Genomic DNA, 15,857 nt, shown 5'->3' on the forward strand with positions numbered 1-15,857 from the left:
GCGGCGGAACCTTCCGCTCGTCACCCTCCTTCGACGGCCAATGCTCCGTCGACTCGAACACCATCGACGACGACATGTACGTCACCTTCTGCAACCGGCCATCCCGGTGCGCCGCGATCGCCGCATCACACGACGCCGCCATGATCCGCTCATTCGTCGCCAACAAGTCATACGCGTACGCGTGGAAGTACGAGATGCCACCGATCATCGCCGCACCCGCGATGAAGTGATCACAATCCGAGAGCAGCTTCGTCACCAACTCGGTGTCGCGAGCGTCACCCTCGACAAAGTCATAGCGCGGGTGCGAGTCATAGCTGTGCGAGACCGGCCCGTACTTGGAAAAGTTGTCCAGCCCGACCACCTCATGGCCACGGCCCAACAACTCCTCGACCACGTACCCGCCGATAAACCCGGCCGAACCGGTAACCAGGACCTTAGCCACTTACCTTGCTCTCCTTCTCAACCGAGTCCACGACAGGGTCTGCCGCGACCTGCGAAACAGTCAGCCTGCGACCAAACGCGAAAAAGTACCAACGCAGATACGAGGGCATGAACCGGCCCATGTCGAAGTTGGATTCGCCGAGCTGCCGATCCAGCCAGATCGTCGGGATCTCGGCGACCGGACGGCGCAAGCGGGTCGCTTTCGCGGTCAGCTCCAGGCCGATCTCGAACCCGGTGCGCGACTCGATCCCCACTTCCCGCACGAACGCGGTGTCGTACGCCTTGAAGCTGTTCGTCGCGTCGCGGGTGCCCACCCGGGCGAACCAGTGCAGCGTGCGCCCCGCCCACCGCGACAGGAACCGCTTCAGCCGCGGCCCGCCCACCTGCTGCCCACCCGGCATGTACCGCGACGCGGCCGCCACGACCACGCCGCGCTCGACGAGCCGAGCGAGGTCGTCGATCTGGCGCGGGTCGTCGGACCCGTCGGCCATCGTGACGACCGTGACCGGCGCGCAGGCGGTGTCGATGCCGAAGCGGATCGCGTTGGCGGGCCCGCGCCCGTACGTGTTGAGTACCGGCCGCACGTGCGGGTTTTCGGTGGCGAGCTTCTCCGCGTACGGCACGGTGGTGTCTTCGGGCATGTCGTGCACCAGCAGGATTTCGCTGGGCAGCAGCACGTCACGCAGGATGCGGTCGACGCACCGGAGGATCGCCTCACCCTCGTTGTAGACGGGGATGACGATCGAGACACGCGGGGTCATGCGCCGCCTCCCGCAGCCGCCACGAAGCGAAGGGAGCGCAGCGACCGGAGCGACTGGCGGTTACAGGGAGGCACAGAAGGCGCATGACCCGCGCTCGCGGAGCGAGCGCCAATTAGCCCAGTCACACCAGCACGCCCTGCCGGGTGATGCCCCACATGTCGATCACGGGGCGTTCGGTGTCGAGATCGCGGTACTCAGGGTGCGGGCTGGCGATCACCAGAAGGTCGGCGCGCTCCAGCACCTCCTCCAATGGCGTGAACCGCTCATCGGAGATGTACGGATCGGTGCACAGTGTTTCTCGCGCTTTCAGCAGCAGGATCTTGCGCAGCTTGTACGCCAACGACTCACGAGGGTCGTCGCTGCCACCCTTGAACGCCATCCCCAGCACGCCAACAGTCATCGAAGACAGGTCGAAACGCGATTCGAGCCGCGACACCAGATACAGCGGCAGACCCTCGTTGATGAGCATCGCCGAGTGCCCCAACACGAAGTTGTTCCGGTTGAACGCCGCCAACTGCATCGTGTCCTTGAACAAACACGGCCCCGCCGCGAACCCCGGCATCGGCAGATCCGCCGCCCGCGGATAGTCGAACGTGATCGCATGCCGGATCCGCGCGAAATCCAGACCGAAATCGTTCGCCATCATCCAGAACTGATTCGCCGTCGCGAACTTGATGTACCGCCACGTGTTCGTAAACAGCTTCGCCAGCTCCGCCTCCTCCGGCTCCAACGGCACGATCTGATCCGTCAGGTTGCGGAAGAACTTCTCGGCGCGCGCGGTCACCTCCGGGGTGCGCGCGGCGACGATCTGGGGGAGGTCGAAGAGTTCGGTGAGCGCCTTGCCCTCGGCGATCCGCTCGGGGCAGAACGCCACGTCGACCGCCAAGCCCTTGCTGGAGAGCAACTTCTCGGTCAAGGCGGTCACACCCGGATACACGGTGCTGCGCAGGATCACGAGCTGCCCGGGTGCGAGGTGCTCGACGCACTGCTCCAGCGCGCGCGGCACGGCGCCGAGGTCGGGGTTGAGGTGCTCGTCGACCGGCGTACCCACGACGACGATCAGGTGTTCGGCGCTGCCCACACTCGCCGGGTCTGTGGTGGCGACGAGCCGGCCCGCGGCGGTGACCTCCGCGAGCAGCGGGTCGGCGCCCTCCTCGGCGAACGGCATCACCCCGGCGTTGACGGTGTCGACCGCGGTGGCGTTGATGTCGTACAGCGTCACGGTGAGCCCGCGAGAGGCGAGCGCGATGCCGAGCGGTAGGCCGACGCGGCCACACCCGCCGATGATTACCGCGTCCCGCCGAAACTGATGTGCCTGCACAGCGATGCCTCCCGGTCCCAGCGAACTGCTAGAGACTATTGACCGGCGCAGGCCAGGGCGTTTCCTGTGTCTGGAACGTGACACGGGGTGGCGACGGGTGGCCGGGGACCCTCTACCCAACCACCCGATGGCGCCTCACTCTTAGCGCTGCTGCTGGCGCGGCACGACCACTTCGCGAAGGATCAACTGGACGGCCGCGACTGCCGGGATGGCCACCAGCGCGCCGATCACCCCGAAGAGCGCCACGCCGAGCAGCGCGGCGACGATCGCGGCGACGTCGCTGACCTCCACCGAGCGGCGCATCACCTTTGGGTAGATCAGGTAGTTCTCCACCTGCTGGTACACGATGAAGAAGATGGCGCAGGCGATGCCGACGGGCAGCGATTCCGCGAATCCGACGATGCTCACCACGACGGCGCCGATCGTCGCGCCGATCTGCGGGATGAGGTCGCAGACCGCGACCACCACCGCCAGCGCGAACGGGTACGCGACGCCGGCGATTATCAGGAAGATGTACGTGCTGACGCCCGCCACCACCGCGATGGCGATCGCGCCCACCATGTACGCGCCGACCTTGCTCAGGATCTCGTCGGTGATCAGCGCGACGCGCTCCCGACGGGAAGCCGGCACGAGCTGGTAGGCGGCGCCCTTGATGCGGTCGAACGCGGCCATGAAGTAGATGGTCAGCACGAGCACCGTCAGCACCCGGAAGACGGTGCCGAAGAGGAACTGCGCGCCGCCGAGCACGCCGCCCAAAGCTCCGCTGATGGTGTCGGCGTTGACCGCGTTCTGCACCTTGTCGATGACGTCGTAGCGCTCGTTCAGATCGTTGATCGTCGCGTTGTTCTTGAGATCCTCGATGTACTGCGGCAGCTTGTCGGCGAACTCGGTCGACTGCGTCACCACCGGCGGCACCAGGGCGAAGAGCCCGCCACACAGCAGGAGCAGCAGGCCGAACGTCACGGCGGCCACGGCCGCGCCGCGAGGCAGCCCGAAGCGGCGCAGCCGATCGACGGCCGGATTCAGGCCGATCGCGAGGAAGAGCGCGACGAAGATCAGGATGAGGACGCCGGCCGCGTTCTGGATGGCCTGGTAGGCCGTGTACGCGAGCAGGGCGCCCAGGCCGCCGATGAACCCGATCAGGAACGGGCTCTGGCGCAGCGGCCGCCCCGGGCGGCCGAACCGACCGGTCGACGCTGGCACCGGCGCCTCGTCCGGCCCGGGAGTGGGCTCAGGGTCCGGCGACGCATGTGGCGCAGACTCGCCCTCGACAGCAGCCCGCTCTTCGTCCGACACCGCACGATCCTCCCCGCCGTGTGATCAGCCAACGGCAGGGTAGCGGGTATCTTCCAGGCACGCCGAGGTCAGTCGGCCTCGGCGCCGACCTTCTGCGGCTCGTCCTTCGCGGCGGGGGGCGCGGGCTTGCCCGGCTTGGCGCCGGCCATCTTGCGCATCGCGTCCTTCGCCGCCCCCTCCTTCGGGGCCCCTTCCTTCGGCGCGGCGTCCGCGTCAGCGGCGGGACCGGACTCGGGTGAGGACTCCGCGGCGGCCGAGGCTTCCTCCGCCCGCTTGGCCTGGTTACGCGCCTCAACGGCCTCCCGCTCGGCGTCCTCCGCCGTGCGCTGGACCTCCGCGAGCCGCTTCCGCTCTGTCGCGAGCTGCTGCTGTACCTCCGAGAGGCCCCGCTTGAACTGGTCGGCCTGCTGCCGCGTCTCCACCGTCTGCTTGCGCAGCTCGGCAAGCGCCTGCTGAGCCTGGGCGACCTGCTGCTGTACCTGCGCCAGCAGCTGACCCGCCGCGGCCGTCTCCTGCTGGGTGGCCGCCAGGTGCTGCTGCGTCGCGGCGAGGTGGCCCTGCGCGGTGGCGGCCTGCTCCTCCGACTGCCGGCGGGTCGCCTCTGCCTGCTCCTCGGCCTCCTCGATCAGGGCGGTGACCTGCTGCTCCACCTGCGCGCGGACCTCGGCGGCGTATCGCTCAGCCTCGCTGCGCGCGGCGGTGACCTCCTGCTCGACGGTCGTACGCCACTGGTTGACCTCGTGCTCGGTGGTGGCGCGACGCTCGGTCAGCTCGCGGTCGGCGACGGCCCTTCGCTCGGCGATCTCCTGCTCGACGCTGGCCCGCCACTGCGCCAGCTCCTGCTGCGCCTGCGAGCGGGTCGACTGCACGTACGCACTCGTCTCGGCCTGCGCCTTGTCGACGATCTGCTTGGCGTGCGCCGTGGCCCGCTGTACCTCTTGCTGCGCCTCGATCTTCGCGGCCTGCGCCTCGGCACGGATGCGAGCGGCGTCTTCGTGTGCGGCGGCGAGAGCGGCATCGGCCGCGGCCTGGCGCTCCGCGAATGCCTTCTCCTCGTCGGTGCGGCGCGCCGCGAGCGCGATCTCGAAATCGCGGACGGCCTCGGCCGCCTGTGCCCTGGCCTCGGCGATGATCCGCTCAGCCTCGACGCGACGGTCGGCGATCTCCTGGCTGGCGCTCGCGCGGATGTCCTCGGCCTGCTCTTCGGCGAGGGTGAGGATCTGCTCGACGCGCCGGCCGAGGTGACGGAACGACACCTGGTCGATGCCGCCGGCCTGGCGCCGCACGTTCTGCATCTCGGCCTGCAGCTGCTCGATCTGGCCGCCGAGGTGTTGGATCTGCGCGTACGCCTGCTCACGCTCGGTGGTGAGGGTGGCTATTTCGCTCTCCGCGCGGGCGACGTACCGGTCGACCTGGCCTTTGGCGTACCCCCGCATCGCCGACTCAAAGGTCGGTTCGGAAGCGACGTGTTCTCCAAGTCCGAAGAGTTCTCCGCCATGCGACATGTTCTTTATCCTCACACGGCTCGCTGAGTAGTGCCTGGATACACACCTTTTGGCGGAACATCGACCGAAGTCTGGGAGTCGAGTTCCGAGCGTGCTGACCCCGAGCATGCCGATGCCGGTCGCACCGGTGTCCCGGTGCGACCGGCCATCAGTCGCATGTGCCCCGCGAGTTCAGCCTTCCCCAATGACGGTCAGCTCGACGAGCTGGCCGGTACCTCGTCCTTGTCGGCCTTGGCGCTTTCGGACTTGCCAGCCGGCGGCGCCGTCGGCACGATGCCGGCCAGGCCGGACAGCATCTGGCCGAGCTGCGACGTGACGGCGTCCTTCTGGCGGGTGAGGTCGTCGACCTCGCGCCGCGCGGCCTGCGTGGTCAGCTCGGCCTCGGTGCGGGCCTCGGTGACCAGGCGGTGCGCCTCGGCGCGCGCCTCGTTGACCGTCTTCTCGGACAGCGCCTTGGCCTTTTCGACCGTCTCGGTGGCGTTGCGCTCGGACTCGATGCGGCGCGCCTCGGCACGCTGCTCGATTTCCTTGGCGCGGTCTTCGGCGGCGCGGGCGCGCTCTTCGGCCTCGGCGACAAGCTTCTGCGTCTGGGCGACCTGGGCGGCGTGCCGCTCGGACTCCTCGCGCTCGGACTTCTCGCGACGCTCGGCCAGCTCGAGGGCGAGGGCCTGAAGGTCCTTGTCGCGCTTGTCGCGGGCGTCGGTCAGCAGCTTGGTGGCCTCGGCGCGCTTCTCCTCGGCTTCCCGGGCGGCCTTGGCGCGGAGCTGGGTGATCTCCCGCTCGGCGGTCGCCCGCAGCGTCGCGACCTCGCGCTCCACCGTGGACTTCAGCTCGGCGACCTCGTGCGCGGTGACGGCGCGAAGCTGCTTGGTCTCGCGGTCGGCGTCGGCGCGCAGCGTGTCGGCCTCGCGGCGGGCCTGCACGCGTACCTCAGCGGCCTCCCGCTCGGAGGCGGTGCGGATGCTGCCGGCCTCGCGCTCGGCGGTGGCCTTCATGGCCGCGGCCTCGGCGCGCGCCTTGTCCGTGATTTCGCGGGCCTCCAGGCGGGCGGCGGAAAGGATGCCCTCCGACTCGCGCTTCGCCTCGCCCCGGTGGTCGTTGGCCTGCTCCTCCGCGAGGCGCAGGATCTGCTCGACCCGCGTGCCGAGACCCGAAAGGGTCGGCCGGTTGTTCTCTTCGAGCTGCTTGTTGGTGTCGGTGAGCTTCTGCTCAAGGGAGTTGAGGCGCTGCTCGGCCTGGCGCAGGCGACGCTGTGCGTCGTTCATGCGCTGCTCGGCCTCGCCACGGGCCTGCTCCGACTGGGTCAGAGCGGCGCTGAGCCTGCCGACGAAGTCGTCGACCTGCCCACGGTCGTAACCCCGCAGGACGACGGTGAAGTCGTGCTGGGAGTTCGCGTTCTCGAAGAACGCAAGGGAGGACTGCTGTTGCTGCTGGGGCATTGGGACATACTCGCAGACTGCCGGGGGTACTTCGCAAGAGCGTACGGTGCATGTCGCTCGCCATTGTCAAGGTCAAGTTGTGTGGGTAGGCGCCGATATGTACCCGCGGTAATCAGAACGGGCGGCGGGCGGGCCACCAACGAACCGGTTGATCCGCCGGTGGCGCCAGCCTTTCGGATGAATTTGGGACTGACGCTCAGTGACCGCGGAACCTGTTGATGGCGGGTTCGTGTCTTTCGCGGAGTGCGCGATCGCGGACACCGAGACCGTCGACCGGGGCGAGGCAGCGCACGCCGACTTTGCCCTGGTGCGCGTTGCGATGTACCTCGTAAGCGGCCTGGCCGGTCTGCTCCAACGGGTAGGTGCGTGACACCGTCGGGTGAATGCGGCCCAGCGCGATGAGGCGGTTGGCCTCCCAGGCCTCGCGATAGTTCGCGAAGTGACTGCCGATGATGCGCTTGACGTTCATCCACAGGTACCGGTTGTCGAACTGGTGCATGAAGCCACTGGTCGACGCGCACGTGACGACCGTGCCACCGCGCTTGGCGACATAGACGCTCGCGCCGAACGTCTCCCGTCCGGGGTGCTCGAAGACGATGTCGGGGTCTTCGCCGCCGGTCAGCTCGCGGATGCGCGCGCCGAACCGCCGCCACTCGCCGGTGTCCTGCGTCTGCTCGTCCTGCCAGAAGGTGAATTCGGTGCGGTCGATGACCAGCTCCGCGCCCATCCGCCGGCACAGCTCCGCCTTCTCCGGCGACGACACCACGCAGACCGGTATCGCGCCGCCGTGCAGGGCGAGTTGGGTGGCGTACCCGCCGAGGCCACCGGAGGCGCCCCAGATCAGTACGACGTCGCCCTGCTTCATGGCGGCGCCGTGGTGCGAGACGAGCTGCCGGTACGCGGTGGAGTTGACGAGGCCGGGGCTGGCCGCCTCTTCCCAGGACAGGTGCGCCGGCTTGGGCATGAGCTGGTTGGACTTGACGACCGCCAGCTCCGCCAGCCCGCCGAAGTTCGTCTCGAAGCCCCAGATCCGCTGTTGCGGGTCGAGCAGCGTGTCGTCGTGCCCGGCGGGATCCTCCAGCTCGACCGAGAGGCAGTGCGCGACCACCTCGTCGCCGGGCTTCCACTTCGTCACGCCGGCACCGACGCGCAGCACCACGCCGGCGGCGTCCGAGCCCACGACGTGGTACGGCAGGTCGTGCCGGCGGGTGAGGTCGGAGAGCTTCCCGTACTTCTTCAGGAACGAAAACGTGGACACCGGCTCGAAGATGCTCGTCCAGACGGTGTTGTAGTTGATCGCGCTCGCCATGACCGCCACCAGCGCCTCACCCGGGCCCAGTTCCGGGGTCGGCACCTCCTGCACGTGCAGCGACTTTCGGGGGTCCTTCTCCCGGGTGGCCATGCCGTCGAACACCTCGACCTCGTCGGCGCGTACCACTACCCCGCGGTAGCTTTCCGGCACCGCGAGCCCGGCCACCGCGGCCAGCTCCTTCGCCGGGTCGCTGGCCCCTTCAGCCGCCATGATCGCATCGAGGATGTCCCGCATCGCGTCAGGTTACTTAACGGTAGCTAGGGTGCGGTATCCGTTTGTGAAAAACTGCATCCAGTCAGTGTTCGACCAGCTCCACGAGCACACCGCCGGCGTCCTTGGGGTGCACGAAGTTGACGAGCGAGCCCGCGGTGCCCCGCTTCGGCTCGTCGTACAGCATCCGCATGCCCCGCTCGCGCAGCGCCGCGCTCGCCGCGACGACATCGGTCACCGTGTACGCGACCTGCTGCACACCGGGACCGCTCCGGTCGAGGAACTTGGCGATGGTCGAGGCGGCGGACAGGGGTGCCAGCAACTGCACGCACCCGCCCTCCTCGGTCGGCCCGACGGCCATCATCGCCTCGCGTACGCCCTGCTCCTCGTTGACTTCCTGGTGGACGCAGCGCATGCCGAAGACGCGTTCATAGAACTCGATCGCCTTGTCGAGATCCGCGACTGCGACCCCGACGTGATCGATGCGCACCAGTCCGATGCCTGTGACATAGTCCGCAGAAGAGTGGTCGGCCATGAGCGTTAGTCTGCACTAAGTAATCGTTAAGTAGCGCGGGAGGTCGTCATGTCGGGTTCTGTGATTGTCAGCGGCGCGCGTACCCCGATGGGGCGGCTGCTCGGCAACCTCAAGGACTTTCCGGCGACGGCGCTCGGCGGCTTCGCCATCAAGGCCGCGCTCGAACGTTCCGGCGTTACGCCCGAGCAGGTCCAGTACGTGATCATGGGGCAGGTGCTCCAGGCGGGCGCCGGCCAGATCCCCGCCCGCCAGGCGGCCGTCGACGCGGGCATCCCGATGAGCGTCCCGGCCTTGACCATCAACAAGGTCTGCCTCTCCGGGCTCGATGCGATCGCGCTGGCCGACCAGCTGATCCGGGCCGGTGAGTTCGACATCGTGGTGGCCGGTGGCATGGAGTCGATGACCAACGCGCCGCACCTGCTCGTGGGGCAGCGGCAGGGTTACAAGTACGGCGACGTGGTCATCAAGGACCACATGGCGCTCGACGGCCTGACCGACGTCTGGGACTGCTGCTCGATGGGCGAGTCCACCGAGCGGCACGGCGCCCAGCACGGGATCTCCCGCGAGGAGCAGGATGTGTTCTCCGCGGCCAGCCACCAGCGTGCGGCCGCCGCGCAGAAGAACGGCGTCTTCGCCGAGGAGATCGCCCCCATCCAGGTGCCGCAGCGCCGGGGCGAGCCGGTCGTGGTGGCGGACGACGAAGGCATCCGGCCCGACACGACGGCCGAGTCGCTGGCCAAGCTGCGCCCGGCGTTCACCAAGGACGGCACGATCACCGCGGGCAGTTCCTCGCCTATCTCCGACGGCGCCGCGGCGGTCGTCGTGATGAGCAGGGCCAAGGCCGAGGAACTGGGCCTCCGCTGGCTCGCCGAGATCCGCGCGCACGGCAACGTGGCCGGCCCCGACAACTCCCTGCATGCCCAGCCCGCCAACGCGATCGAGCACGCGCTCACCAAGGCGGGTCTCACGGTCGCCGACCTCGATCTCATCGAGATCAACGAGGCGTTCGCCCAGGTCGGCATCCTGTCGACCCGCCAGCTCGGCGTCAGTGCCGACATCGTCAACGTCAACGGTGGCGCGATCGCGCTCGGTCACCCCATCGGCATGTCGGGCGCGCGTCTCGTACTGTCGCTGGCCATGGAACTCAAGCGGCGCGGCGGCGGCACCGGCGCGGCGGCCCTGTGCGGCGGCGGTGGCCAGGGCGATGCCCTCATCATTACCGCATGAGGCGGAGCCGGGATGTACCCGAACTCGTTGCCGCGGCGCGCGAGGGTGATCCTCGCGCGGTCGCGCGCCTGATCACGCTCGTCGAAAACGGTGACGAACTCGTACAGGAGATCGCCGCCGCCCTCGCGCCGCACACCGGAAACGCGCAGGTCATCGGGCTGACCGGATCACCCGGCGTGGGCAAGTCCACCACGACGACCGAGCTGGTGCGGGTGCTGCGCGCGCAGGGGCACCGCGTGGGCGTGCTCGCCGTCGACCCGTCGAGCCCGTTCACCGGCGGCGCGATCCTCGGCGACCGGGTCCGCATGCAGCAGCACGCCACCGACAGCGGCGTCTACATCCGCTCCATGTCGAGCCGCGGGCACCTCGGCGGGCTCGCCGCCGCCACCCCACAGGCGGTGCGCGTGCTGGAAGGCGCCGGCTGCGACGTGGTACTCGTCGAGACCGTCGGTGTCGGCCAGGCCGAGGTCGAGGTGGCGTCGTTGGCCGATACCACCGTGGTGTTGTTGGCACCCGGCATGGGCGACGCGATCCAGGCCGTCAAGGCCGGGATCCTGGAAATCGCGGACGTCTTCGTCGTCAACAAGGCCGACCGCGACGGCGCCGACGCCACCTACCACGACATCCAGGGCATGATCGGGCTCGGCGAGCGCGGTCCCGGCGAGTGGCGACCGCAGGTCGTGCGCGCGATCGCGTCGCGCGGCGAGGGCATCGACGACGTGGTGGCGGCGATCGACAAGCACCGCGGGTGGCTGGTCGAGCGCGGCGAACTGCGGCGCCGTCGGGAGGCGCGGGCCGCCGCCGAGATCGAGGCGATCGCGCTGGGCCGCCTGCGCGCACGCATGGGCTCGCTTCGCGCTGGTACCGCGCTTCCGGCGCTCGCCGCCGAGGTGGCCGCCGGCAGTACCGACCCGTTCACGGCGGCGGACACGCTCCTGCGCGACATGGGCTAAGGTCGCCCGCATGGTCGTCGATGGGGTCTTCGTTGCGTATGGAGACGGCGAGCCGGTGCTGCGCGACGTGTCCGTGACCGTCGAGCCGGGGCAGGTGCTCGCGGTGACCGGTCCGTCCGGTGCGGGCAAGACCACCCTGCTGTGGACGATGGCCGGGATCCTGCGGCCCTCGGCCGGCAAGGTGGAGGTGGCCGGCGAGCCGCTGCGCGACCGCGACCACGCCGTGGCCCGCAAGGTCGTGCTGGTGCCGCAAGACAACGGGTTGGCCGCGATCCTGACGGCCGGGGAAAACCTGCAGGTCGCGCTCATCGCCGCCGGCGTCACGCCGCCCGATGCCCGCCGGCTGACCGCCGAGTCCCTGGAACGGCTCGGGCTCGCCCAGCAGACGGACCAGCTGGTCGAGGAGCTGTCCGGCGGCCAGCAGCAGCGCACCGCGATCGCCCGGGGCCTGGCGCTCGCCGGTGACGTGCTGCTCGCCGACGAGGTGACCAGCGAGCTCGACGCGGCCAACCGGCAACGGGTACTCGATCTGCTGCACGAGGAAGCGGCGCGTGGGGCTGCGGTGCTCTTCGCTACCCACGATCCGGAGGCCGCGGCCGCCTGTGACCTGGAACTTCACCTCGTCGACGGGCAGGCCGAGCTGGTCCGCGCGGGGTGACGAGGTCGCACCGGGCGGGTACGCTCCGGGCCGTTGGCCTGCCAGCGATCAGGGGGAGTTGTTGATGACAGACGTAGCGCAGCAGGATGTCGTAGAGCCAGCGGTCACCGACGTGGTGCCGGAGCCCGTGCCCGTCCCTGTCCCCGTCACCGAGCAGGTCAGCGACGCCGTCGAGCGGGCCGCCGCCGCGTCGGGTCGGGTGGCCTCGCAGGTGGTCGAACGGTTCCGCAACAACGCCGAGCTCGCCGCCGAGCGGGGCATCACGAAGATCGCCGACGAGGTCGTCGAAAAGATCGCCGGCATCGCCGCGCGCGACGTGCCGGGCGTCTACGACCTGGGCGGCGACGTCGCCCGCTTCTTCGCGAGCGTCAAGGAGCGCATCGGCCTCGGCGAGGCCGACGACGACGCCGACCGCGGCATGTCGGTCCGGCTGGAGGGCCGCAGCGCGGTCGTCAACATCACCCTTGTCATCGAGTACGGGTACGTCCTGCACTCGGTCACCGAAAAGGTGCGCGCCAAGGTGATCAGCGCGATCGAAAACCTGCTCGGCCTCGACGTCACCGAGGTCAACATCCTGGTCGACGACGTGCACGTCGAAGACAACGGCCCGGTCGGCGACGACGAGGCCCGCGCCGCTGACTACCAGTGAGCCTTTCTTCGTGATCAGGGCGTCCCTCAAGTCGTCCCGAGTCGCCTTGGGATCCAGCTAGGAGCCGTGGCGGCCAACGACGGTGAATGACCCGAATTCCGGTTTGGGTTGCTTGAGGGACGCCCTGATCATGGATGTGGGTGGGCGCGGCTGGCTTAGCGATCGTTAAGATAGCGTCATGGACGCCGAGGAGATCGCTGCCGGCCGGGCCCGCTGGCAGGCCCGGTACGACGCCGCCCGCAAGCGTGACGCCGACTTCACCACCCTGTCGGGCGCGACCGTCGACCCCGTCTACGGCCCGCCGGCCGGCGCCGACGTGCCCGGTTTCGAGCGGATCGGCTGGCCCGGCGAATACCCGTACACCCGCGGCCTGTACCCAACCGGCTACCGCGGGCGCACCTGGACCATCCGGCAGTTCGCCGGGTTCGGCAGCGCCCGGCAGACCAACGAGCGATACAAGATGATCCTCGGGGCGGGCGGCGGTGGCCTGTCCGTCGCGTTCGACATGCCGACCCTGATGGGGCGAGACTCCGACGATCCCCAGTCGCTCGGCGAAGTCGGCCACTGCGGCGTCGCCATCGACTCGGCCGCCGACATGGACGTGCTCTTCGAGGGCATCGACCTGTCCGCCGTTACCACGAGCATGACCATCTCCGGTCCGGCGGTGCCGATCTTCTGCATGTACCTCGTCGCGGCCGAACGGCAGGGCGCCGATCTGTCCACACTGGACGGCACGCTGCAGACGGACATCTTCAAGGAGTACATCGCGCAGAAGGAGTGGCTCTTCGATCCCGAGCCGCACCTACGCCTCATCGGCGACCTGATGGAGTACTGCGCGCACGAGATCCCGCGGTACAAGCCGCTGTCGGTGTCCGGGTACCACATCCGGGAGGCTGGCTCCACCGCCGCGCAGGAATTGGCGTACACGCTCGCCGACGGGTTCGGGTACGTGGAACTCGGGCTCTCGCGCGGGCTCGACGTCAACAAGTTCGCGCCCGGGCTGTCGTTCTTCTTCGACGCGCACCTCGACTTCTTCGAGGAGATCGCCAAGTTCCGCGCCGCCCGGCGGATCTGGGCGCGGTGGCTACGCGACGTGTACGGCGCCACCGACGAACGGGCCATGTGGCTGCGGTTCCACACCCAGACCGCTGGCGTCTCGCTGACCGCGCAGCAGCCCGTCAACAACGTTGTGCGTACCGCCGTCGAGGCGCTCGCCGCAGTGCTCGGCGGCACCAATTCGCTGCACACCAACGCGCTCGACGAGACCCTCGCCCTGCCCACCGACGAGTCCGCCGAGATCGCCCTGCGTACCCAGCAGGTGCTCATGGACGAGACCGGCGTGACAAACGTGGCCGACCCGCTCGGCGGTTCCTGGTACGTCGAGGCGCTCACCGACCGGATCGAAGCCGAAGCCGAGGAGATCTTCGCCCGGATCACCGCGATGGGCTCAGACGGCACGATCACGTCCGGCATCCTGCGCGGTATCGAAGACGGCTGGTTCACCGGTCAGATCGCGGAGGCGGCGTTCACGTACCAGCAGGCCCTGGAGAAGGGCCTCAAGCACGTCGTCGGCGTCACCCAGCACACGTCGACCGTGAGCCGGCCGCTGGAGATCCTGCGCATCTCCCACGAGGTGGAGCTGGAACAGCGCGAGTTGCTCTCCACCCGCCGCACGGACCGCGACAAGGCGGCGGTGGATGACGCCCTGGCCCGTCTGGTGGAAGCCGCCCGAGGCGCCGACAACATGATCCCCGCGATGCTCGACGCCGCCCGAGTGGAGGCAACGCTCGGCGAAATCTGCGACGCCCTACGCGCCGAATGGGGCGTCTACCACGAACCAGCCCGCTTCTAACCCCCTTGCCCACCTCCGGCCCTGCGCTCCGCGCCGTCCGCGCCCCGCCCTGCGTGACGCGCCGCACCGTCCGCGCCCCGGGCCGCGCCGTCCCCGCGGCCGCCACGCCGCCCGCTCTCCCTGCCGCCTGGTCTCCGCGCCGCCCGCTCTCCCCGCCGCCCGCTCTCCCCGCCGCCCGCTCTCCCCGCCGCCCGCTCTCCCCGCCGCCCGCCCTCCGCGCCGCCCGCTCTCCGCGCCGCCCGGTCTGCGCGCCGATCAAGGACAAACGCACGCGATTGGATCTCCGATCCACGCGCGGGCGCCGCTCGGCCGCCGGGGCACGGCGTGTCGCCACGCCGGTTGCGCCGATCAAGGGCAAACGCACGTGGTTGGATCTCTTTCCGCGTGCATTTGCCCTTGATCCATGCGAATGGCCTTGATCGCGGGACCACACGGGCGCGGCGGCCGTGGTAAGCAGGGAGTCGTGAGCGGACTGGCGGTCGCGTGTCGGCGCGTGGTGCACATTTATCGGGCCGAAGGCGGCGATGTGGTCGCGCTGTCCGGCGTCGACCTCTCCATCAACCCCGGCGAGATGCTCGCGCTGGTCGGCCCGTCCGGATCCGGCAAATCCACCCTGGTCGCCCTCCTCGCCGGACTCATGCGCCCATCCGCCGGCCGGGTCAGCGTCGGCACGTATGACCTGGGCAAGCTGACCGACGCCGAAGTCTCCCGCCTGCGCGGCACCGAGATCGGCGTCGTGCTCCAGGGCGCCGCCCGCAACCTCCTGCCGTACGCGACGCTGCACCGCAACATATGGCTGGCCCAGCGCCGCGCCGCCCGCACCGCCGGCATCGAGCTCGACGACCCGGAGCGGATCCTCGACCTAGTCGGCCTGCGCGGCAAGGCCACCGCGAAGATCGACGAGCTGCCACCCGGCGCTCGGCAACGGGCCGCCCTCGCCGTGGGCATCGCCGCCTCGCCCGGGCTGCTACTGGTCGACGAACCGACCAGCCAACTCGACACGCACGGCCGCGACGAGGTACTGGCCGCACTCGAAACCGTCAACCACGAACGCGGTACCACGATCGTCGTCGTCACCCACGACGCGGAGGTGGGCGCGCGACTGGGCCGGGCGGTGACGATCCGCGACGGCCGGGTGGGCGCGGAGGGGCGCGGAGGGCAGGATTTCGCGGTCGTGGCCGGCGACGGCACGATCCAGCTTCCGCCGGAGGTGCTCGGCGAGTTCCCGCCTGGCACCCTCTTCACGGTCGACCACGTAGACGGGTCCGTCACCCTGGTGATCGGCGACTCCCGCTAGGTACCCGGGGCGCGCCGGCCGACCGCGCCAGAGCGAGCGGGGCCCGCTGGCGCCCGGCGGGCCGTGCCGCGCCTGCAAGGCGCAAACCTCTCCACGGTCGGACGCCGCCGCGCACCACCCGTCGGCCGGCGCCGACGGCCGGGCTTCCACCGCTCGGCGCTCGATGCAACGCCGCCTGCCGGCATTCGCGGCCTCTGTGCTCCAGCGGAGGCAGGCGAAGCCTGCGCCGATCAAGGGAGATTGCACTGGGGATTTAAGGATCTGTTTTGTGATTTTTGTCGTGTTCGGGGGTGGGGGTCCACATAGGAGCGGTCGTCTTGGCATGATCCTTTCCGCCAAAGAAGAGGATCTACAAGACGACCGCAGGGGTTCATTGTGCATCACGGTGTGGGTGGGTTGCC

General features: G+C 69.4%; 14 protein-coding genes. 6 read left to right on the top strand and 8 right to left on the bottom strand.

Features of this window, described 5'->3' with window-relative positions:
* The 8 genes from QMG73_RS45140 to mce form a co-directional block, all read right to left on the bottom strand.
* The coding region (locus QMG73_RS45140; protein ID WP_281906208.1) for an NAD-dependent epimerase/dehydratase family protein at window positions 1–442 on the bottom strand (442 nt) is incomplete at its 3' end.
* A complete protein-coding gene (locus QMG73_RS45145) occupies window positions 435–1,202 on the bottom strand; it encodes a glycosyltransferase family 2 protein (protein ID WP_281906209.1) in 768 nt (255 codons plus the stop codon). The genes QMG73_RS45140 and QMG73_RS45145, both read right to left, overlap by 8 nt.
* Before the next feature lie 121 nt (window positions 1,203–1,323).
* Complete coding sequence (locus QMG73_RS45150; protein ID WP_281906210.1) at window positions 1,324–2,523, bottom strand: nucleotide sugar dehydrogenase; 1,200 nt, start codon at window positions 2,521–2,523, stop codon at window positions 1,324–1,326.
* A 141-nt stretch (window positions 2,524–2,664) separates the two neighbouring features.
* Window positions 2,665–3,726 (bottom strand): AI-2E family transporter, encoded by a 1,062-nt coding sequence (locus QMG73_RS45155; RefSeq protein WP_281906223.1) that lies wholly within the window; start codon window positions 3,724–3,726, stop codon window positions 2,665–2,667.
* Window positions 3,727–3,887: 161 nt separating this feature from the next.
* A complete protein-coding gene (locus QMG73_RS45160; RefSeq protein ID WP_281906211.1) occupies window positions 3,888–5,324 on the bottom strand; it encodes a coiled-coil domain-containing protein in 1,437 nt (478 codons plus the stop codon).
* Between the two features lie 191 nt (window positions 5,325–5,515).
* Window positions 5,516–6,763 carry a DivIVA domain-containing protein gene (locus QMG73_RS45165; RefSeq protein WP_281906212.1) on the bottom strand — a complete coding sequence of 416 codons (1,248 nt, stop codon included), beginning with the start codon at window positions 6,761–6,763 and terminating at the stop codon, window positions 5,516–5,518.
* A 196-nt stretch (window positions 6,764–6,959) separates the two neighbouring features.
* Window positions 6,960–8,309, bottom strand: coding sequence for a crotonyl-CoA carboxylase/reductase (ccrA, locus tag QMG73_RS45170; RefSeq protein WP_281906213.1), 1,350 nt, complete (start codon window positions 8,307–8,309; stop codon window positions 6,960–6,962).
* Between the two features lie 61 nt (window positions 8,310–8,370).
* On the bottom strand, window positions 8,371–8,820 hold the full coding sequence (mce, locus tag QMG73_RS45175) for a methylmalonyl-CoA epimerase (protein WP_281906214.1): 450 nt from the start codon (window positions 8,818–8,820) through the stop codon (window positions 8,371–8,373).
* 48 nt (window positions 8,821–8,868) lie between these two features.
* On the opposite strand from mce, the gene QMG73_RS45180 reads away from it, so the two are divergent.
* The 6 genes from QMG73_RS45180 (at window position 8,869) to QMG73_RS45205 (ending at window position 15,456) form a co-directional block, all read left to right on the top strand.
* On the top strand, window positions 8,869–10,047 hold the full coding sequence (locus tag QMG73_RS45180) for an acetyl-CoA C-acetyltransferase (RefSeq protein ID WP_281906215.1): 1,179 nt from the start codon (window positions 8,869–8,871) through the stop codon (window positions 10,045–10,047).
* On the top strand, window positions 10,044–11,000 hold the full coding sequence (gene meaB, locus QMG73_RS45185; RefSeq protein WP_281906216.1) for a methylmalonyl Co-A mutase-associated GTPase MeaB: 957 nt from the start codon (window positions 10,044–10,046) through the stop codon (window positions 10,998–11,000). The genes QMG73_RS45180 and meaB overlap by 4 nt, the downstream gene beginning before the upstream one ends.
* 10 nt (window positions 11,001–11,010) lie before the next feature.
* Window positions 11,011–11,658, top strand: a complete 648-nt coding sequence (locus tag QMG73_RS45190; RefSeq protein WP_281906217.1) for an ATP-binding cassette domain-containing protein — start codon at window positions 11,011–11,013, stop codon at window positions 11,656–11,658.
* A gap of 64 nt (window positions 11,659–11,722) precedes the next feature.
* Window positions 11,723–12,307, top strand: coding sequence for an Asp23/Gls24 family envelope stress response protein (locus QMG73_RS45195; protein ID WP_281906218.1), 585 nt, complete (start codon window positions 11,723–11,725; stop codon window positions 12,305–12,307).
* A 178-nt stretch (window positions 12,308–12,485) separates the two neighbouring features.
* A complete protein-coding gene (locus tag QMG73_RS45200; RefSeq protein WP_281906219.1) occupies window positions 12,486–14,159 on the top strand; it encodes an acyl-CoA mutase large subunit family protein in 1,674 nt (557 codons plus the stop codon).
* A gap of 463 nt (window positions 14,160–14,622) precedes the next feature.
* Window positions 14,623–15,456, top strand: coding sequence for an ABC transporter ATP-binding protein (locus tag QMG73_RS45205; RefSeq protein WP_281906222.1), 834 nt, complete (start codon window positions 14,623–14,625; stop codon window positions 15,454–15,456).
* Window positions 15,457–15,857 lie beyond the last annotated feature (401 nt).

This window comes from Phytohabitans aurantiacus (assembly GCF_027923225.1).
In the GTDB taxonomy this organism is placed as follows: domain Bacteria; phylum Actinomycetota; class Actinomycetes; order Mycobacteriales; family Micromonosporaceae; genus Phytohabitans; species Phytohabitans aurantiacus.

Excerpts from the sequence above, each read along its gene's own strand:
- ccrA (WP_281906213.1), bottom strand. The coding sequence starts at position 8,309 with ATGCGGGACATCCTCGATGCGATCATGGCGGCTGAAGGGGCCAGCGAC.
- QMG73_RS45165 (WP_281906212.1), bottom strand. The coding sequence starts at position 6,763 with ATGCCCCAGCAGCAACAGCAGTCCTCCCTTGCGTTCTTCGAGAACGCG.
- QMG73_RS45195 (WP_281906218.1), top strand. The coding sequence starts at position 11,723 with ATGACAGACGTAGCGCAGCAGGATGTCGTAGAGCCAGCGGTCACCGAC.
- QMG73_RS45160 (WP_281906211.1), bottom strand. The coding sequence starts at position 5,324 with ATGTCGCATGGCGGAGAACTCTTCGGACTTGGAGAACACGTCGCTTCC.
- QMG73_RS45180 (WP_281906215.1), top strand. The coding sequence starts at position 8,869 with ATGTCGGGTTCTGTGATTGTCAGCGGCGCGCGTACCCCGATGGGGCGG.
- meaB (WP_281906216.1), top strand. The coding sequence starts at position 10,044 with ATGAGGCGGAGCCGGGATGTACCCGAACTCGTTGCCGCGGCGCGCGAG.
- QMG73_RS45190 (WP_281906217.1), top strand. The coding sequence starts at position 11,011 with ATGGTCGTCGATGGGGTCTTCGTTGCGTATGGAGACGGCGAGCCGGTG.
- QMG73_RS45145 (WP_281906209.1), bottom strand. The coding sequence starts at position 1,202 with ATGACCCCGCGTGTCTCGATCGTCATCCCCGTCTACAACGAGGGTGAG.
- QMG73_RS45200 (WP_281906219.1), top strand. The coding sequence starts at position 12,486 with ATGGACGCCGAGGAGATCGCTGCCGGCCGGGCCCGCTGGCAGGCCCGG.
- mce (WP_281906214.1), bottom strand. The coding sequence starts at position 8,820 with ATGGCCGACCACTCTTCTGCGGACTATGTCACAGGCATCGGACTGGTG.